The sequence below is a fragment of the Paenibacillus sp. strain BS8-2 genome (assembly GCF_054483835.1).
Window position 1 is genome coordinate 4197064 of record NZ_CM137010.1, and the last position, 22555, is coordinate 4219618.

The window sequence follows — 22555 nt, forward strand, 5'->3', positions numbered from 1 at the left end:
AGATCCGAATATCATTCGACCACGTCGTGTCAGGAAAATGGTGGAATGCGAATGGGTCAATTGTCATGCTCCGGCAACAACGAAGGGATTATGTCCTAAACATTATTATATTTTCCGCGTCACGCGATCCCCTAATGTATAGTTTTCATGAATATTACGTCGAATCGTGAGGTTATTTGACGTGAAGCTGCGATATGAGGTGATGTTCTATGAAAATCCACTATTTCTTTTTCATGGAACCATGTATAATAGGCGTATAAATTCTTCCTGGGGGTGATGCTGCACATGGTGGCAACGATCAGCTTAGGCCTGTCTGAGGAAGAGATATACCTGTTCAATCAGGGGACAGCCTACCACAGCTACCGGTTTATGGGAGCTCATCCGATGACGGTAGCCGGCGTTCGCGGTGTCAGATTTGCGGTTTGGGCGCCTAATGCAACCGAGGTTCGTGTAATCGGAGAGTTTAATCGGTGGGTGGGGGATGCTCATCGCATGGAAGCGCTTGGTACTACCGGCGTGCATGCGCTGTTCATTCCTAAGCTTTTGCCCGGCGAATTGTACAAGTTCGAATTGACAACACCGGACGGAGCAGTAGTTCGCAAGTCGGATCCGTATGCGTTCTATTCGGAGAGGCGTCCTGGTACGGCGTCCATTGTCGTTGACAATGACGGCTACAAGTGGGATGACGCCGAGTGGGCGCAGAAGAAAAGTGAACATCACACCTATCACAGTCCCCTCTTGATCTACGAGGCGCATGCTGGCTCATGGAAGATCAAAGGCAAAGAACATTATTACACGTATGAAGAGTTGGCCCATGATCTCGTTCCGTATGCAGCTGAGCTTGGTTATACCCATATCGAACTCATGCCGCTCGCCGAACACCCGCTCGATCAATCTTGGGGATATCAGGTGACAGGGTTCTTTAGCCCAACTAGCCGTTATGGCACACCGCTTCAGCTCAAGAAGTTCGTAGATGCATGTCATCGGCTTGGCGTTGGTGTAATCTTGGACTGGGTACCTGGACATTTCTGCAAAGATGATCATGGATTACGGCAATTCGATGGCACGCCGATCTTTGAAGGCGCGGATCTCAATCGAGCGGAGCTGCCGCTTTGGGGGACGCTGGCTTTCGATTTCTCCAGACATGAGGTCTGGAGCTTCCTTATCTCTAATGCCATCTATTGGATGGACGAATTCCACATCGACGGTCTACGCGTAGACGCGGTCGCGAACATGATCAACCTTCATATGGATAAGCCGCATGACAAATTGACCTATAACGTTTTCGGCGGTAAGGACAACTTAGACGCTCTGCGCTTCCTCAAAAAGTTAAATGAAACCGTGTTTCATTACTACCCCAATACATTAATGCTCGCGGAAGATTCTTCCGCTTGGCCTGCCGTTACTTCGCCGACCTACATGGGAGGTCTTGGTTTTAATTTCAAATGGAATATGGGCTGGATGAATGACAGCTTGCGTTATATGTCGATCCATCCGAACGATCGGTCTCATCATCATCATTTGATTACCTTCTCCATCTGGTACGCCTTCTCAGAAAATTATGTGCTGCCTCTGTCTCATGACGAGGTCGTTCATGGCAAACATTCTTTATTAGACAAAATGCCGGGCACGTACGAAGAAAAATTCGCCCAGCTTCGATTGTATTACGGTTATTGGATGACCCACCCTGGCAAGAAGCTTCTGTTTATGGGCGGGGAGTGGGGTCACTTTGACGAATGGAAAGACCAGGATATGCTCGATTGGATGGTGCTGGAATACGAATCGCATCGCAGCATGCTCGGTTATGTCAAAGATCTCAACCATACGTACCTCTTAACACCTTCGTTATGGGAACGCGACAGGGAACCTGAAAGTTTTGGCTGGATCGACGTTAATAACGCCGAACAGTCTGTCATATCGTATGTTCGATACGGGAGAGACAGTCAAAGTATCGCCATTATCAATTTCTCCGCTCGCGATTATCAGGACTATCGTGTAGGCGTGCCTGATGCTGGAGAGTATGGAACATTAATCAACAGTAATGCCGGCAAATATGGCGGATCCGATGTCGACGGCTACTGCTGCTACAGCACCGACGATATCGCTTGGCATGGCCGCAACCAAAGCATCAAGATTCACCTCCCCCCCCTTACATTCATACTTCTTACTCCATTGCCGGGGGACACACTTTGATAAGGAGCTGGTGTCCATGGTCCGAAAAGAAATGATTGCAATGCTGCTTGCAGGTGGCGAAGGGAAGCGGCTAGGCGTGCTTACCAAGGATCTAGCAAAGCCGGCTGTGTACTTTGGCGGCAAATACAGAATTATCGATTTCACTTTGAGCAACTGTGCCCACTCCGGGATAGATACGGTAGGCGTTCTGACGCAATATCAACCGCTCGAGCTTAATCGTTATTTGGGTATCGGCAGCCCGTGGGGACTTGATCGGCGCGATGGCGGTATGACGATATTGCCCCCGTTCGTGAAGCAGAAGGGTGGCGTGTGGTACAAAGGAACCGCTAATGCGATCTACCAAAACATGTCCTTTATTGAACGATATAATCCGGAGTATGTCCTCATTATCTCAGGCGATCACATTTACAAGATGGATTACGATCTCATGCTACAGCATCACAAACGCAGCGGAGCCGATGTAACAATCGCAGGCCTCCAAGTCGATTGGAAGGAAGCTAGCCGCTTTGGCGTTATGCATGTGAACGATGAGGATCGTATTACAGCTTTCGAAGAAAAACCAAAAAATCCGACGAGCAATATCGCCTCTATGGGCGTATATATTTTCTCTTGGAAAACACTCCAAAAGTATTTGATTTATGATGAAGCAAATCGTGGCTCCAGCAACGACTTCGGGAAGGACATCATTCCGACTATGCTTCGGGAAGGACGTCAATTGAACGCATATCCTTTCAAGGGGTATTGGAAGGACGTCGGAACAATCGAGAGCTTATGGGAAGCGAATATGGATCTGCTGGCAGAGGAACCATCGCTCGATCTCTATGATCCAGAATGGAGAATCTACTCCGTAAACCCTAATCGTCCGGCACATTTTACATCGTCAGATGCCGTTGTGACGTCGTCCATCGTTACGGAAGGGTGCGTAATTGAAGGAGAAGTTGATCGTTCCGTGCTGTTCTACGGCGTGCATGCGGAGGTAGGTTCGTTAATCAGCGAATCCGTCATCATGCCTAATGTACGGATCGGCAAGGGTGCACGAATCTACCGTTCAATAATTGGCGAAGGTGCGGTCATACAGGCCGGCGCAACGATTGGCGATCCTTCGGACGATGCGATTACGGTAGTGGCTGTCGATCAATATGTTATGAGTGATCATCTAGTATTGGAGGTGGAGCCGTCATGAAACATCGAATTCTAGGCGTAGTCAACTTAATTCACGAGAACGACGAGCTGGGACCTCTGACTCAAAGTAGATGTCTAGCGACGGTGCCATTCGGCGCGAGATACCGGCTTATCGACTTTACCTTATCGAGCATGGTAAACTCCGGGATCAGCAAGGTTGCGGTGTTCGCGCATACCAAGTATCGGTCGTTGATGGATCATTTGGGTTCGGGCAAACATTGGGATCTCCAGCATCGCCAAAGCGGTCTATTTATTTTGCCGCCACTGTCAGACGATTTGCTCGAGGTTAGTCGAGGCGACTTATATCAATTCTACCAACAACGTGATTACTTTAACCGTTCGTCGTTAGATTATATCGTGATTACCCGAAGCCACATGGTATGTAACATCGATTTTGAGAAGGTGCTGGCTTTCCATCAAGAGCAGGAGGCAGATATCACAGTCGTCTGCAAACAGCACTCGGAGCCAATTCTGGGCAAGGCTCGTAAGGTGAAGATGGATTCGACGGGGCGTGTCACGGATATCCAAGAAAACTTCGGTCGTTTGGAGAGCGATATCAGCTCCATGGAAATGTATGTGATGCGCAAGGATTTATTGCTTGATCTGGTAGAGACTTCGCTGGCCCAAGGGCAGGATCATCTTGTTCGTCATGCGATATTCTCGAGACTTGATCAGCTTCGCGTTTTTGGTTATATGCATGAAGGATATCTCGGCGTTGTGAATACGTTAGCGAGCTATTATCAGCATAATATGAACTTGTTAAATCATGATGTGTGGAGAGAGCTGTTCTTTATGCCTGGGCCGATCTATACGAAGGTTAAGGATGAACCGCCTGCTCGTTATGCTTCTGGGTCCAAGGTGACGGGATCGATAGTGGCCAACGGCTGCCGAATCGAGGGACATGTCGAGAACAGCATCATCTTCCGAGGTGTCCATGTCGAGAAAGGCGCCGTCGTGAAGGACAGCATTATCATGCAGAATGGTTATATCGGACAAGACAGCTTTGTTCGATACAGCATTATGGACAAAGATGTCAGGGTCGAAGCGGGTCGAGACATTCGTGGAGCGGGCGCATCGCCGTTTATGGCTGCCAAACGGAAAATAATTTAATGATAGATGTATTAAATAGATAGAGTGGAGGTCGTGGAGGATGAACATTCTGTTTGCTACTTCGGAGGCTGTGCCGCTGATTAAAACCGGCGGATTGGCGGATGTGGCAGGTGCGCTTCCGAAGGCGCTGGCGAAGTATGGTGCTGACGCGAGAGTTATAATGCCTAAGTACGAAGGGATTCCGCAACATTATACCGAACAGTTCGAGCTGATCGCTGAATTCCAAGTCTCGTTTGGCTGGCGCAATCAATATTGCGGCTTGCAGAAGGCGACAATCGACGGCATCACCTATTATTTAATCGATAACGAATGGTATTTCCGGCGCCAAGGGATTTATGGATACGGCGACGATGCGGAGCGATTCGTCTTCTATTGCTTTGCGGTAATGGAGTCTGCTCGTTACTTGGACTTCCAACCTCAGATTGTTCATTGCCATGATTGGCAAGCGGGTTTGATCCCATTTTTGCTTCGAACGCGATATGCATTTGATCCGGCATGGGCATATGTGAAATCGGTATTTACCGTACATAACTTGATGTATCAAGGATTGTTCGGAGCTGAGCTCCTAAAGGAGCTTACAGGAGCAGGCGATGATTTGTTCGGATGGGATGGCCTTGCACATCGTGATGGCGCCAGCTGCATGAAAGGCGCGCTGGAGTTCGCTGACAAACTGACGACCGTTAGTCCATCCTATGCGAGCGAGATACAAACCGCCTATTATGGCGAACATCTGGACGATGTACTGCGGTATCGGCGGGAGGACTTATACGGCATCGTTAACGGGATCGACATGGAACTGTTCGACCCGATGAACGATGCATCACTCCACACGCCATACCGTAATTCCATCGGTCGCAAACGAAAGAACAAAATCGACTTGCAGCGGGAGCTCAATCTGCCGGAATCGGCGGATATCCCGATGATTGGCATCGTCTCCAGACTGGTTGAGCAGAAGGGATTTGATCTCATTGCCGCTACGCTGGATGAGCTGCTTCAAGAGGATGTTCAACTCGTTGTGCTTGGTGCCGGTGATCGGAAATATGAGGAGCTGTTCGAAGATGCAGCTCGGAGATATCCGCACAAAGTCGCGATATGGATCGGCTACAGCGACCGTTTGGCGAGAAGAATTTATGCTGGTTCGGATATCTTTGCTATGCCGTCCAAATTTGAGCCTTGCGGTATTAGCCAATTGCTTGCCCTCCGTTACCGCTCCGTGCCTGTTGTTCGCGAGACGGGTGGGCTAAGGGACACGGTACAGGCGTACAACGAATATACTGGAGAAGGAAATGGCTTCAGCTTTGCCAATTATAATGCTCACGACTATCTCCATACCATCCGACGAGCGTTAACGTACTATCGTGAGGATGAGAGTTGGAAGAAGATTGTGGAGAACGGGGCTCGCAGCGACTATAGCTGGCACGTATCCGCAAAGGCCTATATGGACGTTTACACACAACTTACCGTACATCGAAAGGAGAACGAGCCATGGCCCGTCATCTAGTCGTCGGCAACGGCAAAATGCTGCTGAACCTGGATCAGAACTGTTATATTCGCGATATTTATTATCCTTATGTCGGGCAGCTTAATCATGTCGGCGGTCATTATTGTCGATTCGGGATATGGGTGGAAGGCCAATTCTCTTGGCTGGATGATCCGGAATGGAAGATTTCGTTAGATTACATTCAAGAATCGCTAGTGACGAATATTACAGCAAAAAATGAGCGGCTAGGTGTCGAGCTTTATATGAATGACGGGATTCATCAGCGTGATTGTATTTATATTAAACGGGTGGTTGTACGTAACAAACATCTATCCAACCGAGAAGTTCGATTGTTTTTCCATCAGGATTTGATGATCGAAGGGTCGGAGGTTGGCGACACCGCGGTTTATTATCCCGAGAATCATACGTTGTATCATTACAAACGTTCGAATTACTTCATGTTTAATGGGACCTCTGATGAAGGGGGCATCATGCAGTATTCGACAGGCATCAAGCGATTCCAATCGGCTGAGGGTACTTGGCGGGATGCAGAGGATGGCATTCTGATGGGCAATACAATAGCTCAAGGTTCAGTCGACAGTACGATCAGCTTGCGTTCCATGGTTGACGGTCAAGGGGAAAAAACATTCTACTACTGGATGTCAATTGGCAAAAACCTGGAGGAAGTAAAGAGTCTGAACCAATATGTCCAAGATAATCATCCGGAAAAGCTGCTAAGCCGAATCGTGATTTATTGGAATCATTGGCTCCGGAGAGCCGAATCGAATCTTGGCGATCTGCCCGAAGATGTCGTGAAGCTGTTCAAACAAAGTTTGTTGCTTGTTCGAACGCAGATCGATGAACGTGGTGCAATACTTGCGGCAAATGACACTGATATACTCCAGTATAATCGAGATCACTATAGCTACATGTGGCCTCGGGACGGTGCATTGATTGCGGAAGCCATGTCGATGGCGGGTTACCAAAGTGTGATTGCGCCGTTCTTCCACTTCTGTGCCCAAGCCTTGTCGCCTGATGGTTATCTGTATCACAAGTACAATCCGGATGGCACGGTAGGCTCCAGCTGGCATCCCTACATCGTGCAAGGCAGCAGGCGTCTCCCGATCCAGGAAGATGAGACAGCACTGGTTCTGTTCGCGCTATGGCAAGACTACAAGCGTAACGGAGTCATCGAGTTGCCGCAATCGTTATATAGCAATTTGATTCGCAAGGCGGCCACTTTCCTGAGCGAATATGTTGAGCCTTCGCTTGCGCTGCCGAAATCAAGTTATGATCTATGGGAAGAGCGCTACGGCATCTGGACCTATACGGCTGCATCGGTTTACGGCGGCTTGATGGCTGCGGCTTACTTTACAGATTTATTCGGCGACTATGAGCGCAGTGATCTTCTTAAAGAACGGGCACAATGGATCAAGCAGGGCATGCTGGAGCATCTATGGGATGAGGAGGCAGGTCGATTTGCTCGCGGATTGATTCAGAAGGACAGTCGCTGGGTGAAGGACATGACGCTAGAGAGCAGCATGTTTGGCGTGCTGGAATTCGGCGTGCTGCCGGTGGACGACGAACGAGTGATCAAGACGATGCTGGCAATTAAGGATGGCCTGCAGGTCCGGACCAATATTGGCGGCATCGCACGTTACACAAATGATTATTACTTCCAACAGTCTGGCGAAATTGACAAGGTGCCAGGAAATCCATGGATTATCTGTACATTGTGGGTTGCGAACTTCGAGATCGATTCCGCGAAGTCGATCGAGGAGCTGGAGGGACCACGCGAAACGCTGCAGTGGGTGGCGGATCATGCACTTACAAGCGGACTTCTCCCAGAGCAGCTGAATCCTTATGACGGTTCGCCGCTGTCGGTTGCACCGTTGACTTGGTCACATGCTACTGTTGTGCAGAGCGTGAGCAAATATGCGGCCAAATACAAAGCACTTATCAAACATTCAAACTCACCTAAATAACAGTAAAAAAACGCCTCCCGTGCTAATGTAGCGGGAGGCGTTTTTGTATAGCATGACCACGAAACGATCATCGAACCTCAAGTTGAGTGGTCTTAGGAAACTGTCTAATATGTTTGACTCGAGCCTCGCCAATAACCGAATAACTATTCCCAATATGAAGGCTTGAGGATGAGCTCACGGCAATGATACTGACGCAGCCAACAGATATCTTTGGGGATTCATGGCAGGTATGGGCGCGTATGACTTGACCGGACTCGTATGCTTGATCATACAAGATCGGCCACGGTCTATCAAAGATTTCGTAATCCTCGAAGAAAGCCTCGCCGGCTGTTGCATGATCTTCTTTGCGCTGTACAGCAAGCGCGGATAATCTCGCATGCGTTGAACCGCGATCCCCTACTTGAACGATTGAAGCGGATGCCAGACTGATTACATGAAGGAATCCAACCTGGGCAGTCCGAACGGGAAAGCAATTGCTGTAGCCGTTATCATGCTGCTTCATAGGAAGTCTGTAACGGTCGTTTCGCCAATGGCGTCTGCCGAGCCTTCCGGTTCAGGTAGCGGGGCCATCGGTCCTACAATAACAGATTCAGGCGGAGTATCGAACATCGAATATAAAACCATTTGATTCGTATCGCCAACTTGCAGGAGCGATGAGCTGGCTACGCCTAACACTTCAATTCGACCTACACATAGCTGGTGGTTATGGACGACGAAATTCAACACGTTGGTTCATCCTTCCGATGAGGGGTAAGCGGCTTTTAACTGTCGCATATAAGCGGCGATGGCAGATTCGGCATCCCGCTTCGTTTTCTCGAATATCCGCTCTGTTATCTCGCCAGGGTTGCTGCGCCCTTCTTGCTGCTCTTCTCTGGTCAATTGCTGAATGTAATGATGGATGCGAGCAGGGAGCTGCTTGCGCACATCCTCCAATACGCTGCGGCGGTGGTGAACATCAAGCTGTACGCCGAGCTCCATCTCATGGCTAAGCAGACGACGTTCGCCTTCGGATGCGACATATCCATCTATTCGTTTCTCGAGATCACGAAAGGGACCTTCCGGCTGTACGGGCGAAGATGTCAGATCAGGATAATAGTTCTGATCGTCTACGACGGTTAATTGCTCAACATCACCAGTGGCTGGAACCGGCGAAGAGGAGCTTTCGCCGCCGGGCATTGTCATGCCGATATTGAGCGTGCCTTCCAATCGTTCGACCTTCAATTGATCGAATTTGTAATTGATGTTTTCGATTGTGTAGGTTGGCTTTGCTTCTAACGTCTTAAACTTGCTAAGAAGCTGAGTAAGCTGAGTCTCCAACCGCTCAATCTGGAGCTGCTGCTGATGGAGTCTCCGTCCGACCTCGGCCGACCAGTCCTGCCACGGATTTACTTCGTTCGGATCTTTCATCGCATGTACCTCCCAAAATTTTAAGTTGTCATACTAGGATGGATCTGGTCGAGGCAGCGGCACGAAAGACAGAGGATTATCTTCCGTCAGTTCAGGAGCTGGGCTGGAGAAACCTCCCGTGTTGTAGAGCTGAGAAAGCGATCGAATCGCTCCTGCACTGCCTACCTGCAGCACAGAACTATTCGAGACGCTATCCACACGCAATGCATGAATAGTAATGTATTGGTGAATGGTCCAATTCATACGATATTGACTCCATTCGGTACGTTTGTGCTGTCTTGAATGTCGGGATCAAGCGAGTTGGTAGCGCTGACTGCGTTATTCGAATTCGTTAAGCTCCCCGTCAGGAAGGAGCCCGAACCTGCATACGTCTTGGAGGTGCTGGAAGGAGAGACTTGGACCGTATCGCCGAATTGGACGATGGAGCCCCCTCCAGTGCTTATTATTTTTACAAAACCTACAACCGCTGGCATTTGGATCACCCTCTGTTTCCACACATGTTTGTGATATTCTATGCGGCATGCGCCCAGACGGTTACCATTAGGCGTGTGTCCGGGGGGGCGGGATACGCATACAATAAAGTAAGTTACGCTTGTGGGAAGGACGGAGACGGAGATGGCATCTAGATGGGAAGAGCTGGAGCGTTGGATGGAGGGGCAGCAGCTGCCAAAAGGTTTTGAGGTCATCCGCGAACCTGATTGGGTGGAGAAATTCGTCCGGGGTCTGATGACCAAGGCATTGCCGGAAGCGTCGGAGCAAATCCATGACGATCAAGCACCTGGTTTCACCGAAACGAAACAATTTCTGACTGTGCAATGCCGCTTGCCAGCCGGAACCCGCAGAGGGGATATATCCTTATATGTGCGTGAAGATCAACTTCGGATCATGGATCTGCAAAGAGAGACCAGAAGGCTCGTTCCGCTGCCGGTATTGGTTAAGCCGAGGATATGCCAGGCGGCCGTCAAGAACGGCATATTATATGTGAAGCTTCGTAAGCGCCCGCGTCTGCTTCGTTATGAGGAACATACTATTCGATGGTGATGCAAGGCACTTTTGTCATACAAGCACGCACAGAGGCATGGACGTTTAGGAATGGGATGCCTGCCCATATAATCGTTAATTTCGATATCGGCGGGCATCATTTGTTCACAAAAATGCTGGTATTTGATGAATTGTCACTATTTTGACGGAGTTTGTGGAGATGTCCCGCTGGATAATAGATTCGATATTTCGTATAATGGCTAATAAAGTGCGTGTTTATAAAAAGTTCATCAGCATACATATTGGGTACTTAAGGAGTGTCGTCGGTGACGTTGGTAGATGTTAGTAATGTATCTGCCTCATTGTTTATTCTTGGGGTAGTGTTCCTGTTATTGATTTTTGGTTTGCTAAGTTTCGGAATTCTAAGAATGTTTCAGCAGCAGTTCCGTACGGGATGGTATAGCTTTGCCGGAGCGATCGTCAGCTTTTGCGTTTTTATGTTTATTCTCAACAAGTGGTATTTGTAGATTATCGGTCACGGGGGTTATGAATTGGTTTGGACAGCGTTGTGGTTTATCACGAATTGTTTATTCGTCGCTTCCCTGATTGCGTTTCTTTTCTCGCATCGCACGTTCTCTTTGGCAGGTCAACAACGCGAGGATGCGGAGAAACTTAATAGACTAAAACGTGTTAGATTGATACTAGGTATCGTCAGTATTATCTGTTTTGTTGCGATGTGTGCCAGCTTCCTCATAAATATGAGATTGAACGGTTAGAGACTCTCTATTTGACGGGAGTCTTTTTTTTGGGCATTATGAAGATAGATGCGGATTAACCTGTTTAAAACAACCTCTTTAACAGATTCGGAGGATCATCTATGCATACAGTAGAAGAAATCGTCAGCCGATTGTCCAGTCAGGGACTGCGAGTAACCGACCAAAGAAAAACACTCGCCAAATTATTTGCAGAAACGCCTGGCTATTTATCTCCCAAGGCTGTTTATGAATTTATGGGAAAATCCTATTCTGGATTAAGCTTTGACACCGTTTATCGTAATCTGCGAGTGATGGAAGAGCTTGGTGTCCTTGAACAAGTTGTGTTCGAGGAGGGAGTGAAGTTCAAGCTCCATTGCCGAGAGCATGACCATCATCATCACTTGATCTGCTTGCAGTGCGGGCTAACGTATCCGATCACATTCTGTCCGATGGATCAGACAAAGGTACCGGATGACTTCAAAGTCGTCAAACATAAATTCGAAGTATTCGGTTATTGCACGACCTGCCAGCAAGACGAGTCTGCTGCATCAAACTAAGGAGGAAGCGAGATGGCATCAGACAGCGACAATCCCCAATCGGCTAAACCGAGAAGGCGAATCGCACGAGCGGTTGCAAGAGCGCCCATTGTTTTCTATCGCAAGGCCATCTCGCCGCTCAAGCCGCCAACCTGCAGATTCTATCCTACCTGCTCGGCATACGCGCTCGAGGCCATCGAGAAGCACGGAGCGGCACGCGGGAGTTGGCTGGCAGCCAGACGCATTGCTAGATGCCACCCCTTCCATCCTGGCGGTTTTGACCCCGTACCAGAGCCGAGCGTGGGCCGTCACAGCAGCAAATCAACGTAATAGGCCGGCGTGTTAACATCATGCTGTTATCACGATATCAAAGATGGTTCGAATTAGGCGTGACGTCCTTGACAGGCAACCACGAATTTGAGTATATTATCATCATATCAATATTGCCAGCGAATGGATAAGTACAGCGGGTAACCTTCCAAGAGAGCCGGGATACAAGGTGCAAGCCGGCAAGGGGATACGCTCGAAGATGGTCCGGGAGGCATCGCTTTCGAGCCGCAGGGTTAAGATCCGGGTAAGGGAGTGGCGCAAGCGCCAGCGTTAACGGCGATCGCCGTCTATAATGGACGGTACAATGAAGCAGTTTGATCTTGGTCCGGTCTTGGAGAGCTCGCTAAGCGAGTTTGATCCTGCCGTCGTCAGAGATCGGCTGGAATTTGGGTGGTACCGCGTGAGTCCAGCTCTCGTCCCATGATGGACGGGGCTTTTTTGCGTTTTGTTCTCATTTAAAGGAGGAATTGTGATGGCGAAAAAAAGTTTTTATTTGACGACACCGATTTATTATCCAAGCGATAAGCTCCATATTGGTCATGCTTATACGACGGTGGCCGGTGACGCAATGGCGCGCTACAAAAGACTAAGAGGATACGACGTCTGGTATCTGACGGGCACGGACGAACATGGTCAGAAGATCGAACGCAAAGCGAAAGAAAAGGATCAGACGCCGCAGCAGTTTGTTGATGATATCGTCGTCGGCATCAAGGAATTATGGAGCAAGCTCGAAATATCGAATGATGATTTCATCCGCACAACAGAGCCGAGACATAAAACGGTGGTCGAGAAAATCTTTAAGCAGCTGCTTGATCAGGACGACATCTATAAGGGCACTTACGAGGGCTGGTATTGCACGCCGTGTGAATCGTTTTTCTTGGAACGCCAGCTTGAAGGCGGGAATTGCCCCGATTGCGGACGTCCGGTAGAGCTTGTTAAGGAGGAAAGTTATTTCTTCCGGATGAGCAAATACGCAGATCGGCTGCTGAAGCATTATGAAGAAAATCCTTCGTTTATCCAACCTGAGTCGCGTAAGAACGAGATGATTAACAATTTCATCAAGCCAGGTCTTGAAGATCTAGCTGTCTCGAGAACGACATTTGACTGGGGCATTAAAGTGCCTGGCGATCCTAAACATGTCATTTATGTATGGATCGACGCATTGTCGAACTACATTACAGCGCTCGGTTACGGTGAAGAGAACGACGAGCAGTTCAAAAAGTATTGGCCTGCTGATGTACATCTTGTAGGTAAAGAAATTGTTCGTTTCCATACGATCTATTGGCCGATTATGCTGATGGCGCTTGGCCTTCCGTTGCCGAAGCAAGTGTTCGCGCATGGATGGTTGTTGACGAAAGAAGGCAAGATGTCGAAATCCAAAGGAACGGTCGTTGACCCGGTCGTGCTTATCGATCGTTACGGATTGGATGCCCTGCGTTATTACTTGCTGCGTGAAGTGCCGTTTGGCGCGGATGGCGCGTTTACACCAGAAAATTTCGTGGAACGTATCAATTTCGATTTGGCTAATGATCTAGGCAACTTGCTTAACAGGACGATTGCAATGATCGACAAATACTTTGAAGGCGCTGTGCCTCCGTTTGCAGGTCAAGTAACACCGTTTGACGAAGCGCTTCAGCAGTTTGCCAAGGGAACGATCGGACATGTTGAAGAAGCGATGGAACGGATGGAATTCTCCGTAGCGTTGACTGCTCTATGGCAATTCGTAAGCCGTACCAACAAATATATAGATGAAACACAACCTTGGGCGCTTGCCAAGGATGAGAATAAACGCGGAGAGCTTGCGTCTTCGATGCATCATCTAGCTGAATCGCTGCGATTGATCTCCATTATGCTGCAGCCGTTCCTGACGCATGCTCCGATCGAAATATGGAAGCAGCTAGGATTGACGCAAGGCGGGCTTACGGAGTGGGACAGCATGAAGAAGTTCGGACTGACGCCTGGCGGAACACGAATTCAAAAGGATGCTCCGTTGTTCCCGAGACTCGAAACGGAAGTTGAAGCTGCTTTTATCGCATCGTCGATGAGTGGTGGTACGCTAACTAAGGCTCCTGAGACGGAGCCGTCTCAGGAGACAACAGCGTCAGCTGAAGGGGCTGTCCGCCAAGACGAGAAGCCTGAGATTGGCATAGATGACTTTGCCAAAGTCGAATTGCGTGTGGCACAGATCCTTTCGGCTGAGCCGGTTCCGAAAGCGGATAAACTGCTTAAATTGCAGCTGGATTTGGGATTTGAGCAGCGTCAGGTCGTTTCGGGTATCGCCAAGTTTTATAAGCCAGAAGAACTTGTCGGCCGCAAAGTGATTTGTGTTACAAACTTGAAGCCTGTGAAGCTGAGAGGCGAAATGTCCCAAGGCATGATTCTCGCGGCCTCCGAAGGCGATCAATTAACGCTCGCTACCGTACCAGACGTTATGCCTAACGGTGCCATCGTCAAATAAAGGCATGCAAGCCGTCCCTCTATCGTAATGATAGGTATGGGACGGCTTGTTTTCGTTAATGGCTGTTAAAGCTGGCTTGATTGCGGACATGTGGATAAAATAACGTATTGACAATAGGGAAGATGCGGACTTATAATTCTAAAAGTAATCATAACGATTACTATTAAGAGAAACGGAGAAATCAATACTATGACTTTACATTTATCCAAACGTAGCACTCGCATGTTCGTCGCTATTTCATTAACAGCAATGCTTGCTATTACAGGCTGCGGCAGCGCAACAAACTCTAATAATGATGCAGGTAACACGCCAATTGACCCAACGAGCAGTGAGACTCCTATAGCGGAGAAATTGGCGGTTGTCACCAGCTTCTATCCTATCTATTATTTGGCATCGGAAATCGGTGGATCGCATGTTGAGGTAACCAATTTGATCGCCTCAGGCATAGAGCCTCATGATTGGACGCCTAAGAGCCAAGACTTGAACAAAGCTTCGAAAGCAGAATTGTTCTTATATCATGGAGCGGGGCTTGAGACGTGGGTCGACGATTTCATGAAGGGGTTGTCCGGAGACAGCGCCGTCGCCGCTCAAGCAATGAGTAATGGTATTGAGCTGATCGAAGGGGAAGATGAAGCCCATGATCAAGAGCACGAACATGAACACGAAGAAGAGGAACATGCTCACGCAATCGATCCACATACTTGGGCAAGCCCAAGATCGGCACTTGTCCTAGCGGAAAACGTAAAGAACAGCCTGGTTGCTGCTGATGAGGAGAACGCTGCAGACTATCAGTCCAACTTTGCCGCACTTAAGAGCAAGCTGACAGTAATTGATGAAGAATACGCGCAGAAGCTGGGTGCTGCTGTGCAAAAAAATTTCGTGGTATCTCACCAAGCATTTGGGTATATCGCCAGAGACTACGGCCTAAACCAAGTATCCATTATGGGGCTGAGCCCCGACGCCGAGCCGCGTGCGCAGGATATTCTCAAAATCGCGAAATTCGTAGAGGACAACAACGTTAAGGTTATTTTCTTCGAGGAGCTTGTTTCGGACCAGCTTGCTGTTATGCTGGCTAATGAAGCGGGCGTCGACACAATGGTGCTTAATCCGCTCGAAGGATTGACGAAGGAGCAGGAGAAAGCTGGCGTTACTTATTTGAACTTAATGCAGTCGAACTTGCAAAATCTAGTACAGGCATTACAATAGAATAGACTATGCAACAGATTCGGAGCTGATTATAGCTCCGTTTTCCTGTTTAACCCTGAGCTTCAAGGAGCGAATGTAATGACTACCATCAATCAGCCAGCCGCACTTGGCGAGAGCTGTCACAACCATAATGACGTAATAACCGTTGATCGGGTCTCCTTTGCCTATCAGAACAAAAAAGTGATGGAGGATGTCAGCTTCAGCGTCAAGGAGCGGGACTTTATCGGATTGATCGGCACCAACGGAGCTGGTAAAACGACGCTGCTCCGAATGATCGTCGGTTTACACAAGCCGAGCTCCGGAGGCATTCGATTGTTCGGGCAGCCGGTATCATCCTTTAAGGACTGGGATAAAATTGGATACGTGCCGCAGCGCAACGCCTTTAATCCACAATTTCCGGCTACTGTTCGGGAAGTCGTGTTATCAGGTTTGTACGGACGGAAGAAAATGTTCAAACGGTTATCGAAAGCGGATCACACCAAGGCGGCTGACGCCATGGATGCCATGGGAATATCGGATCTCGGCGAGAAACGGATCGGTCAGCTGTCCGGAGGCCAACAGCAACGGGTATTCCTTGCGCGTGCTTTAATTAACGGGCCGTCATTGCTGATCCTGGACGAACCGACTGTTGGGATCGATACGGAAACGCAGGAAAGTTTCTTCCACATGATCAAACATATGCATCAGCATCATAATATGACGTTTCTGATGGTATCCCACGATATGGATATGATTCGTGGTTATTTGGGTCAGAAGCCCGCTTCAAGCGCGGGCAAGCTGAACTTCTATATCAAACATTCGCATGAAACCCAAGATTGTGTAGAAGATAATCTGGCTCATAGCCTTAAAGGATTACGAGCACAGATGGAAAGCAGGAGAGAGGGAAAAGTAATTGGAAATACTAACTAGCGAATTTTTCCAGAAGGCGCTGCTAGGCGGCTTGTTTATCGGAATTACAGCACCACTTGTTGGATTATTTCTCGTGCTGCGAAGGCTTTCGATGATTGGAGATACATTGTCTCATGTCGCGATCGCTGGTGTCGCTTTAGGTTTTCTTACGGGCGTGTATCCGCTCGTGGCCGGCATTATTTTCTCGATTGCGGCATCGTTTGCGATTGAGAAGCTGCGCAAAACCTATAAGACATATGCAGAACTATCCTTGGCTATTATTATGTCGGGCGGCATCGCGCTGGCATCAATCCTCTTTACAATTGGACGAAGTTATTCGATGAACGTCAACAGTTATTTATTCGGCAGTATTTATACGTTGACCAGCACTGATCTTTGGATTATCGGCGCTGTAACGGCAGGCGTATTGGTTGTGATCGGCACACAAGTGAAGGAGCTGTTTTTGCTTACATTTGACGAAGAAGCGGCTGCTGTTAATGGCTTGCCCGTCCGATTCTACAATGTTATGATTAGCGTACTTACGGCTCTAATCATTAGTGTTTCTATCAAAATAGTAGGTGCGTTGCTTGTATCCGCTCTGCTTACGATTCCCGCCGCATGTAGTCTCGTTATCGCTCGCAGCTTCAAGCAAAGCGTGATCACGGTTGTTGTGATTGGGGAGTTCGCGTTACTCTTTGGACTTATAATTGCGGGCGTATGGAATTTAGCTCCTGGCGGCACGATCGTATTATTGTTAATCGCCATCCTGCTGCTACTGCTAGTGTCTCGACGCGTATTTCGATTTGGTGGATAATGAATCTTCGTCGTTTGATCGTTCGAAAGGTGGTAATCTTTTTTGTCTGACACCAATATTTGGATTGCGCTCGGGGCGGGTTTTGCATCGTTTATCTCGCCCTGCTGCTTGCCGCTGTACCCTTCCTATTTGTCCTACATAACCGGCATCTCCGTCTCGGAACTCAAGGATTCTGATAAGACCAAAGGCAAGCGACTTCTTATGATGTCTCATACGCTGTTTTTTGTGCTCGGATTCAGTACGGTGTATTACACACTGGGTTATGGAACCAACGTCTTCAGTGAGTTTTTTAGCGAATACAACGGACTTATTCGGCAATTATCCGCAATTCTGATTATCTTAATGGGGCTTTTCCTGATGGGGATTTTCAAGCCGCAGCTGCTGATGAAGGAGAGGCGCATGAATCTGGTGCCTAAGCGAGCCGGGTACTTCAGTTCGTTTATATTCGGGATCGGCTTCTCGGCTGGCTGGACGCCTTGTACAGGGCCTGTACTGACTGCAATTCTGGGACTCGCCGCATCCGAACCAGGCACTTGGTTCGGTCTGACTACGGCTTATTCGTTAGGTTTTGCCATTCCGTTTTTTGTACTTGCCTTTTTCCTCGGCACAGCAAGATGGATCCTCAAATATTCGGCAACCGTCATGAAGATCGGCGGTGGCGTCATGATCTTAATGGGTATTCTGCTCTTCACCGATCAGATGACTCAAATTACGATTTGGCTCAACATGATTACACCGGAATGGTTGAAGTTCTAACCATTCCATTACAATCCGCCAGTGGTAATGCTGCTTCAAGCTGGAAGGTTGCAGCAAATTAAACCAAAGTGTATGATACATAGAGTGAAAAAACTGCGCATCATCGAAGGGCGCGAGGTAAGGAGGCTTACACGAGTGCCGACTCCGAGCATGGAAGATTATTTGGAGCGAATTTATAAACTCATTGAAGAAAAAGGATATGCAAGAGTTTCCGATATAGCAGAAGGTCTTGAGGTGCATCCATCGTCCGTAACGAAAATGATTCAAAAACTGGACAAGGATAACTATCTGATCTACGAGAAATATAGAGGACTTGTGTTGACGAACAAGGGCAAGAAGATGGGGAAACGTCTGATGGAACGTCATGATCTGCTAGAGGCTTTCCTGACTACCATCGGGGTACAAGAGGAAAACATCTACAAGGATGTAGAAGGCATTGAACATCATCTAAGCTGGGATTCCATCACTTGTATCGAGACGCTGGTCGAATATTTCCGTCAAGATCCTGCAAGACTGGAAGAGCTGCGGGCGCTCCGAAGCGAATTAGATAACGAATAACAGGTTAAGGTGCAAGAGCCCATTAAACTTAAAACGAATCTTAACTTCAAATAAAAGCCGCGTATGCAAGGTCGACCTTGCATACGCGGCTTTTGAATTTTAGTCGTACTCAATGGTATTTAGGAGTGTCGTCATCGTCCTTACCGCCTTCAATGACTCGAAACGGAATCGTCTTGGAACGAGTCGCTTTATCACGTTTCGAGTTGGCTTTGACAGCCGACTTGCGGGGAGCGAAGTTTTTGTGATTTCGTCCCGCGTAACCGCCTCCCTGATTTCCACCGCGAAGGAAAGCAGGTGGATACTTGTAGAGGAAGAAAATGCCGCCCAAGATGATGATCGGAAGCAGAATTTGCATCATGCTCGACGTACGGATCACTTCCAAGATGCCGACAACGAACAGCAATGCGACGACAATGGCAGCAATCGTCAAACCTTTCGACCTGTTGCGCATCCTATCACGCCTTTCCTTACAAGGTTTCTTTCGGTTATACCGCTTTTGGTGGAGTAGGAGTAAGTATTGATCCTGCAGCCGCTTCACGGTCAAGCTCTAGCATACGGTTAAAGGAAGCAATCGAAACTTTGACTTGCTCATCATTTGGTTCTTTTGTCGTAAGCAATTGCAGCCACAATCCCGGATAACCCAAAATTCTAAGAACGGGCAGATCACGAACGGCATTTGTTACGCGTAGAACTTCATAAGACAAACCAAGGACTGCTGGGAGAAGCAATATGCGCAGGTAGATCCGCTCCCAGATCGAATCCCATTCGAAGATTGGCAGCGAATAAACCACTACACCTACAATGACGGTGAAGATGATAAAGCTGGAACCGCAACGGTAATGTAAACGGGTATACTTTTGTACATTTTCTACTGTTAGTTTCTCTCCGGCCTCATATGCGCTAATGACTTTATGCTCAGCGCCATGGTACTGAAATAGTCGTTTGATGATCGGCGTCATGGAGATGAAATATAAATAGGTCAGCAGTAATATGATTTTGATGAGTCCTTCTAATAGATTATGACCGACCTGATTTTCAAATAACTGTTTGAATAATACGTCTTCGATCGCGGCAGGAACTGCCGTAAAGATTAGTTTGCCGAATATAAACGATAGGACGCCGGCAACGGCAACGCTGACGATCATGCCGAGACTGAAACCCTTTTTCTCCGGTGCTGCTTTCTTGGGAGCAGCTTCTGTGCTCTCTTCGCCAGTTTCATCCTCTGCATAGGCTTCCATCGAGAAGTTCAAATGCTGAGAGCCTTTGGCGCTTGATTCGACGATGCCGACGACTCCGCGCACGAGCGGGATTTTTTTGAGGGCAGTGACCCATCGTTGTGATGTTCTTGGAACCTCGTAAAATTCGATTTCATCATTCTTCCGTCGGACCGCGGTTACGTTGACATGCTTGCCCGCGAACATAACACCTTCGATGACGGCTTGTCCGCCATAAATACTTTTTGGTTGCTGAGGCAAAGGGTTGTCACCATCCTTGAATATTGACTGCTTTTTATTCTATTGTACTTGATCTATAAACGGATTGCACGCATGTCGAAGTTCTCTTATTGCCAGCTTGTCCTGAAAGTGGTTATGGAATGAAGGAATGATCCATACTAAGATCAGCGGAATACAGTCGCATCTTGCAATCGGACAGATAAGGAGAGAGTTTGAGACATGAATAACCAATCGTATGGCGCTGATGAAGGCGCGGTTGATGATGAGGAGCAGTCCCAAGAAAATCAGCCAAAACAAAAAAAGCAGACGAAACAAAAATCGAAGAAACAGCCTAAACAAAATGTATACCATGATCATCATACGAATCGCTGGATGTATGCGGCGCAAATCGGCTTGTTCGCCGGGCTCATCTGGGGCTGTGTGCGCTGGATGTTTCACAACATGAAATTTACGAACGAAATCCCAGGTTTTTTGCTTGAACCTTTTTTCAAACATGATTTTTTGAACAGCTACTGGGGAGTATTGATCGGGATCGTTTCTTTTATCTTGTTTTCGATTATCGCCTCGATGCTGTATATCGTTTTGTTCGGGAAGCTCAGAGGGCCATGGCCTGGCGTTTTCTATGGCATTGTATGGTGGGCCATTACGTTTCTCGTAGTTGGACCGCTAGTCGGAATGACCGGCAAAGTAAACGCTGCGGGGTGGAATACGTTTTTCTCTGAGCTGTGTGTCTTTACGTTGTGGGGCGTGTTTATCGGATATTCGATTGCATTCGAATTTACGGATGAGGCATCACGGGAACCAGCTACCGCGAAGTAATGCAGATGCTGACTTCTCAAGCGGCGGACATTTGTGGTAAAATGTCTAGTGATTCATGGCGCTAAAGAATGTCTAGCCGCGCAGGGGGTACAATCATGCACAAAATCGTGGTATTAAACGGCCCGAACTTGAATATGCTCGGTATCCGCGAGCCAGGCGTCTACGGGAAGGAATCGCTCGCAAACATCGAAGGGATGCTGGCAGACAAGGCTGCGGAGCTTAATGTTGCCATTACTTGTTACCAGACCAACCACGAAGGAGCCATGATTGATCGCATCCATGCTGCTTACGGGCAGGAGGATGGCATAATCATCAATCCAGGAGCTTGGACGCACTACAGCTACGCGCTGAGAGATGCTTTAAGCGCGGTATCGCTGCCGATCGTGGAGGTTCATCTATCCAACATTCACAAGAGAGAGTCGTTCCGACATGTATCCGTAGTCGCGCCGGTCGCGGTTGGCCAAATAGCGGGATTCGGGGCAATCGGTTATACACTTGCGCTTGAAGCGCTAGTGTCTCAATTGAACCGCGTACGCAGTTAAGCGCAAAAGGAGTGACAGCAATGACGATGGAGAGATTGAAACGGCTTCGCAAACAGCTGGAAGAGCTACAGCATGAAGCAATACTAATTGGAAGCTCGCACAACCGAAGGTACATAAGCGGATTTACCGGGAGTTCGGGATTCGTGCTCGTCACACACGACAAAGCCGTTTTGTTGACGGATTTCCGTTATCGGGAACAGGCTGCGAAACAAGCACTGGGCCTTGATGTTATCGAACATGGCACGAGCCCGCTAGATGAGGTAAGGGAGCTGCTCAAAGGCTGGGGCATTACGAAGCTTGCATTCGAGCAGGATCATGTCACATTTGCACAGCATGTCCGCTGGAGCGCTGTAATGAAAGACATTTCATTAGTTCCAGCCGCGAGTTTGGTTGAGAAGCTGAGAATGATCAAGGACGAAGCGGAGATTGCCGTCATGCAAGAAGCCGCGGATCTTGCTGATCGTACCTTTAGCTATATCACCGGCTTGATCAGAACCGGCATGAAAGAACGTGATGTAGCACTTGAGATGGAAGTGTTTATGCGTACTGGCGGCGCAACAAGCTCATCCTTCGAAACGATCGTTGCTTCCGGCGAACGCTCCGCATTGCCGCATGGCGTAGCGAGTGAACGGGTAATCGGCACAAACGAGTTTATTAAGCTTGATTTTGGCGCGTATTACAACGGTTATTGCTCCGACTTGACCCGCACGGTCGTCATTGGACAACCAACGGACAAGCATCGTGAAATTTATGACATCGTTCTTGAAGCGCAATTGCACACACTCGCGAATATTCGTCCGGGCATGACGGGACTAGAAGCCGATGCACTAGCTCGAGACATCATTACGAAGTACGGATATGGCGATATGTTCGGTCACGGTACTGGTCACGGACTGGGCATGGAGATCCACGAAGCGCCAAGATTGTCCAAATTAAGCGACACGATTTTAACCCCCGGTATGACAGTAACGGTAGAACCTGGCATCTACTTAGCCGGCTTTGGCGGCGTAAGGATCGAAGATGATATCGTTATTACGGAATCCGGTATTAAAATATTAACCTCATCCCCGAAAGAGCTAATCTGTCTGGGATAAGGACTAT

At 48.3% G+C, this 22555-nt stretch carries 24 protein-coding genes; 17 read left to right on the forward strand and 7 right to left on the reverse strand.

Going from position 1 to position 22555, the window contains the following annotated elements:
* Positions 1-285: 285 nt before the first annotated feature.
* From glgB to ACX1C1_RS17875, 5 genes are read left to right on the forward strand one after another with little or no spacing between them, the layout of a single operon-like run.
* On the forward strand, positions 286-2193 hold the full coding sequence (gene glgB, locus ACX1C1_RS17855; RefSeq protein WP_458953523.1) for a 1,4-alpha-glucan branching protein GlgB: 1908 nt from the start codon (positions 286-288) through the stop codon (positions 2191-2193).
* Positions 2194-2209: 16 nt separating this feature from the next.
* Positions 2210-3376 carry a glucose-1-phosphate adenylyltransferase gene (locus tag ACX1C1_RS17860; RefSeq protein WP_458953524.1) on the forward strand — a complete coding sequence of 389 codons (1167 nt, stop codon included), beginning with the start codon at positions 2210-2212 and terminating at the stop codon, positions 3374-3376.
* Positions 3373-4485 (forward strand): glucose-1-phosphate adenylyltransferase subunit GlgD, encoded by a 1113-nt coding sequence (gene glgD, locus ACX1C1_RS17865; protein WP_458953525.1) that lies wholly within the window; start codon positions 3373-3375, stop codon positions 4483-4485. Before ACX1C1_RS17860 ends, glgD begins: the two co-directional genes overlap by 4 nt.
* Before the next feature lie 40 nt (positions 4486-4525).
* Positions 4526-5986 carry a glycogen synthase GlgA gene (gene glgA, locus ACX1C1_RS17870; RefSeq protein WP_458953526.1) on the forward strand — a complete coding sequence of 487 codons (1461 nt, stop codon included), beginning with the start codon at positions 4526-4528 and terminating at the stop codon, positions 5984-5986.
* Complete coding sequence (locus ACX1C1_RS17875) at positions 5971-7950, forward strand: glycoside hydrolase family 15 protein (protein ID WP_458953528.1); 1980 nt, start codon at positions 5971-5973, stop codon at positions 7948-7950. Before glgA ends, ACX1C1_RS17875 begins: the two co-directional genes overlap by 16 nt.
* Before the next feature lie 67 nt (positions 7951-8017).
* On the opposite strand, the gene ACX1C1_RS17880 is transcribed toward ACX1C1_RS17875, so the two are convergent.
* The 5 genes from ACX1C1_RS17880 to ACX1C1_RS17900 are packed head-to-tail and all read right to left on the reverse strand — an operon-like array spanning position 8018 to position 9830.
* Positions 8018-8452 (reverse strand): spore germination protein GerPE, encoded by a 435-nt coding sequence (locus ACX1C1_RS17880; protein WP_458953529.1) that lies wholly within the window; start codon positions 8450-8452, stop codon positions 8018-8020.
* Entirely contained in the window at positions 8449-8676 is a 228-nt protein-coding gene (locus ACX1C1_RS17885; RefSeq protein WP_458953531.1) for a hypothetical protein, read from the reverse strand. Before ACX1C1_RS17885 ends, ACX1C1_RS17880 begins: the two co-directional genes overlap by 4 nt.
* 6 nt (positions 8677-8682) lie before the next feature.
* Positions 8683-9357, reverse strand: a complete 675-nt coding sequence (gene gerPC, locus ACX1C1_RS17890; protein ID WP_458953532.1) for a spore germination protein GerPC — start codon at positions 9355-9357, stop codon at positions 8683-8685.
* 33 nt (positions 9358-9390) lie between these two features.
* On the reverse strand, positions 9391-9600 hold the full coding sequence (locus ACX1C1_RS17895) for a spore germination protein GerPB (protein WP_458953534.1): 210 nt from the start codon (positions 9598-9600) through the stop codon (positions 9391-9393).
* Positions 9597-9830 (reverse strand): spore germination protein, encoded by a 234-nt coding sequence (locus tag ACX1C1_RS17900; RefSeq protein ID WP_458953536.1) that lies wholly within the window; start codon positions 9828-9830, stop codon positions 9597-9599. The genes ACX1C1_RS17895 and ACX1C1_RS17900 overlap by 4 nt, the downstream gene beginning before the upstream one ends.
* Before the next feature lie 142 nt (positions 9831-9972).
* On the opposite strand from ACX1C1_RS17900, the gene ACX1C1_RS17905 reads away from it, so the two are divergent.
* The 9 genes from ACX1C1_RS17905 to mntR all read left to right on the forward strand — a co-directional run bounded on the left by ACX1C1_RS17905 (position 9973) and on the right by mntR (position 18639).
* A complete protein-coding gene (locus ACX1C1_RS17905) occupies positions 9973-10398 on the forward strand; it encodes an Hsp20/alpha crystallin family protein (protein WP_458953537.1) in 426 nt (141 codons plus the stop codon).
* Between the two features lie 817 nt (positions 10399-11215).
* Positions 11216-11650, forward strand: a complete 435-nt coding sequence (locus ACX1C1_RS17910) for a Fur family transcriptional regulator (protein WP_458953539.1) — start codon at positions 11216-11218, stop codon at positions 11648-11650.
* 12 nt (positions 11651-11662) lie between these two features.
* Positions 11663-11959 (forward strand): membrane protein insertion efficiency factor YidD, encoded by a 297-nt coding sequence (gene yidD, locus ACX1C1_RS17915; RefSeq protein ID WP_458953540.1) that lies wholly within the window; start codon positions 11663-11665, stop codon positions 11957-11959.
* A 472-nt stretch (positions 11960-12431) separates the two neighbouring features.
* Positions 12432-14417, forward strand: a complete 1986-nt coding sequence (gene metG / locus ACX1C1_RS17920) for a methionine--tRNA ligase (protein ID WP_458953541.1) — start codon at positions 12432-12434, stop codon at positions 14415-14417.
* A gap of 189 nt (positions 14418-14606) precedes the next feature.
* The gene (locus ACX1C1_RS17925) at positions 14607-15623 is read left to right on the forward strand and encodes a metal ABC transporter solute-binding protein, Zn/Mn family (RefSeq protein WP_458953542.1); all 1017 of its coding nucleotides are present in this window, start codon (positions 14607-14609) and stop codon (positions 15621-15623) included.
* A 78-nt stretch (positions 15624-15701) separates the two neighbouring features.
* Positions 15702-16532: a metal ABC transporter ATP-binding protein gene (locus tag ACX1C1_RS17930; protein WP_458953543.1), complete on the forward strand. Its 831-nt coding sequence runs from the start codon at positions 15702-15704 to the stop codon at positions 16530-16532.
* Entirely contained in the window at positions 16516-17325 is an 810-nt protein-coding gene (locus ACX1C1_RS17935) for a metal ABC transporter permease (protein WP_458953544.1), read from the forward strand. The genes ACX1C1_RS17930 and ACX1C1_RS17935 overlap by 17 nt, the downstream gene beginning before the upstream one ends.
* A gap of 42 nt (positions 17326-17367) precedes the next feature.
* Positions 17368-18081, forward strand: coding sequence for a cytochrome c biogenesis CcdA family protein (locus ACX1C1_RS17940; RefSeq protein WP_458953545.1), 714 nt, complete (start codon positions 17368-17370; stop codon positions 18079-18081).
* Positions 18082-18216: 135 nt separating this feature from the next.
* Positions 18217-18639, forward strand: coding sequence for a transcriptional regulator MntR (gene mntR / locus ACX1C1_RS17945; RefSeq protein ID WP_458953546.1), 423 nt, complete (start codon positions 18217-18219; stop codon positions 18637-18639).
* Positions 18640-18748: 109 nt separating this feature from the next.
* Here mntR and ACX1C1_RS17950 read toward each other — a convergent pair whose 3' ends face one another.
* Positions 18749-19090, reverse strand: coding sequence for a hypothetical protein (locus ACX1C1_RS17950; protein ID WP_458953547.1), 342 nt, complete (start codon positions 19088-19090; stop codon positions 18749-18751).
* Between the two features lie 34 nt (positions 19091-19124).
* Positions 19125-20114 (reverse strand): DUF1385 domain-containing protein, encoded by a 990-nt coding sequence (locus ACX1C1_RS17955; protein WP_458953548.1) that lies wholly within the window; start codon positions 20112-20114, stop codon positions 19125-19127.
* Between the two features lie 198 nt (positions 20115-20312).
* On the opposite strand from ACX1C1_RS17955, the gene ACX1C1_RS17960 reads away from it, so the two are divergent.
* From ACX1C1_RS17960 to ACX1C1_RS17970, 3 genes are all read left to right on the forward strand, one after another.
* Positions 20313-20912 carry a YqhR family membrane protein gene (locus ACX1C1_RS17960; RefSeq protein ID WP_458953549.1) on the forward strand — a complete coding sequence of 200 codons (600 nt, stop codon included), beginning with the start codon at positions 20313-20315 and terminating at the stop codon, positions 20910-20912.
* A 95-nt stretch (positions 20913-21007) separates the two neighbouring features.
* Positions 21008-21454, forward strand: coding sequence for a type II 3-dehydroquinate dehydratase (gene aroQ, locus ACX1C1_RS17965; protein WP_458953550.1), 447 nt, complete (start codon positions 21008-21010; stop codon positions 21452-21454).
* A gap of 20 nt (positions 21455-21474) precedes the next feature.
* Complete coding sequence (locus ACX1C1_RS17970) at positions 21475-22548, forward strand: M24 family metallopeptidase (protein WP_458953551.1); 1074 nt, start codon at positions 21475-21477, stop codon at positions 22546-22548.
* The last annotated feature ends 7 nt before the right edge of the window (positions 22549-22555 follow it).

Coding starts and splice junctions, on each gene's coding strand:
- ACX1C1_RS17960 (WP_458953549.1), top strand. CDS start 20,313: ATGAATAACCAATCGTATGGCGCTGATGAAGGCGCGGTTGATGATGAG.
- glgB (WP_458953523.1), top strand. CDS start 286: ATGGTGGCAACGATCAGCTTAGGCCTGTCTGAGGAAGAGATATACCTG.
- ACX1C1_RS17950 (WP_458953547.1), bottom strand. CDS start 19,090: ATGCGCAACAGGTCGAAAGGTTTGACGATTGCTGCCATTGTCGTCGCA.
- ACX1C1_RS17905 (WP_458953537.1), top strand. CDS start 9,973: ATGGCATCTAGATGGGAAGAGCTGGAGCGTTGGATGGAGGGGCAGCAG.
- yidD (WP_458953540.1), top strand. CDS start 11,663: ATGGCATCAGACAGCGACAATCCCCAATCGGCTAAACCGAGAAGGCGA.
- ACX1C1_RS17900 (WP_458953536.1), bottom strand. CDS start 9,830: ATGCCAGCGGTTGTAGGTTTTGTAAAAATAATAAGCACTGGAGGGGGC.
- glgD (WP_458953525.1), top strand. CDS start 3,373: ATGAAACATCGAATTCTAGGCGTAGTCAACTTAATTCACGAGAACGAC.
- aroQ (WP_458953550.1), top strand. CDS start 21,008: ATGCACAAAATCGTGGTATTAAACGGCCCGAACTTGAATATGCTCGGT.
- glgA (WP_458953526.1), top strand. CDS start 4,526: ATGAACATTCTGTTTGCTACTTCGGAGGCTGTGCCGCTGATTAAAACC.
- ACX1C1_RS17925 (WP_458953542.1), top strand. CDS start 14,607: ATGACTTTACATTTATCCAAACGTAGCACTCGCATGTTCGTCGCTATT.
- ACX1C1_RS17895 (WP_458953534.1), bottom strand. CDS start 9,600: ATGAATTGGACCATTCACCAATACATTACTATTCATGCATTGCGTGTG.
- gerPC (WP_458953532.1), bottom strand. CDS start 9,357: ATGAAAGATCCGAACGAAGTAAATCCGTGGCAGGACTGGTCGGCCGAG.
- ACX1C1_RS17875 (WP_458953528.1), top strand. CDS start 5,971: ATGGCCCGTCATCTAGTCGTCGGCAACGGCAAAATGCTGCTGAACCTG.
- metG (WP_458953541.1), top strand. CDS start 12,432: ATGGCGAAAAAAAGTTTTTATTTGACGACACCGATTTATTATCCAAGC.
- ACX1C1_RS17860 (WP_458953524.1), top strand. CDS start 2,210: ATGGTCCGAAAAGAAATGATTGCAATGCTGCTTGCAGGTGGCGAAGGG.
- ACX1C1_RS17910 (WP_458953539.1), top strand. CDS start 11,216: ATGCATACAGTAGAAGAAATCGTCAGCCGATTGTCCAGTCAGGGACTG.
- ACX1C1_RS17930 (WP_458953543.1), top strand. CDS start 15,702: ATGACTACCATCAATCAGCCAGCCGCACTTGGCGAGAGCTGTCACAAC.
- ACX1C1_RS17880 (WP_458953529.1), bottom strand. CDS start 8,452: ATGAAGCAGCATGATAACGGCTACAGCAATTGCTTTCCCGTTCGGACT.
- ACX1C1_RS17970 (WP_458953551.1), top strand. CDS start 21,475: ATGACGATGGAGAGATTGAAACGGCTTCGCAAACAGCTGGAAGAGCTA.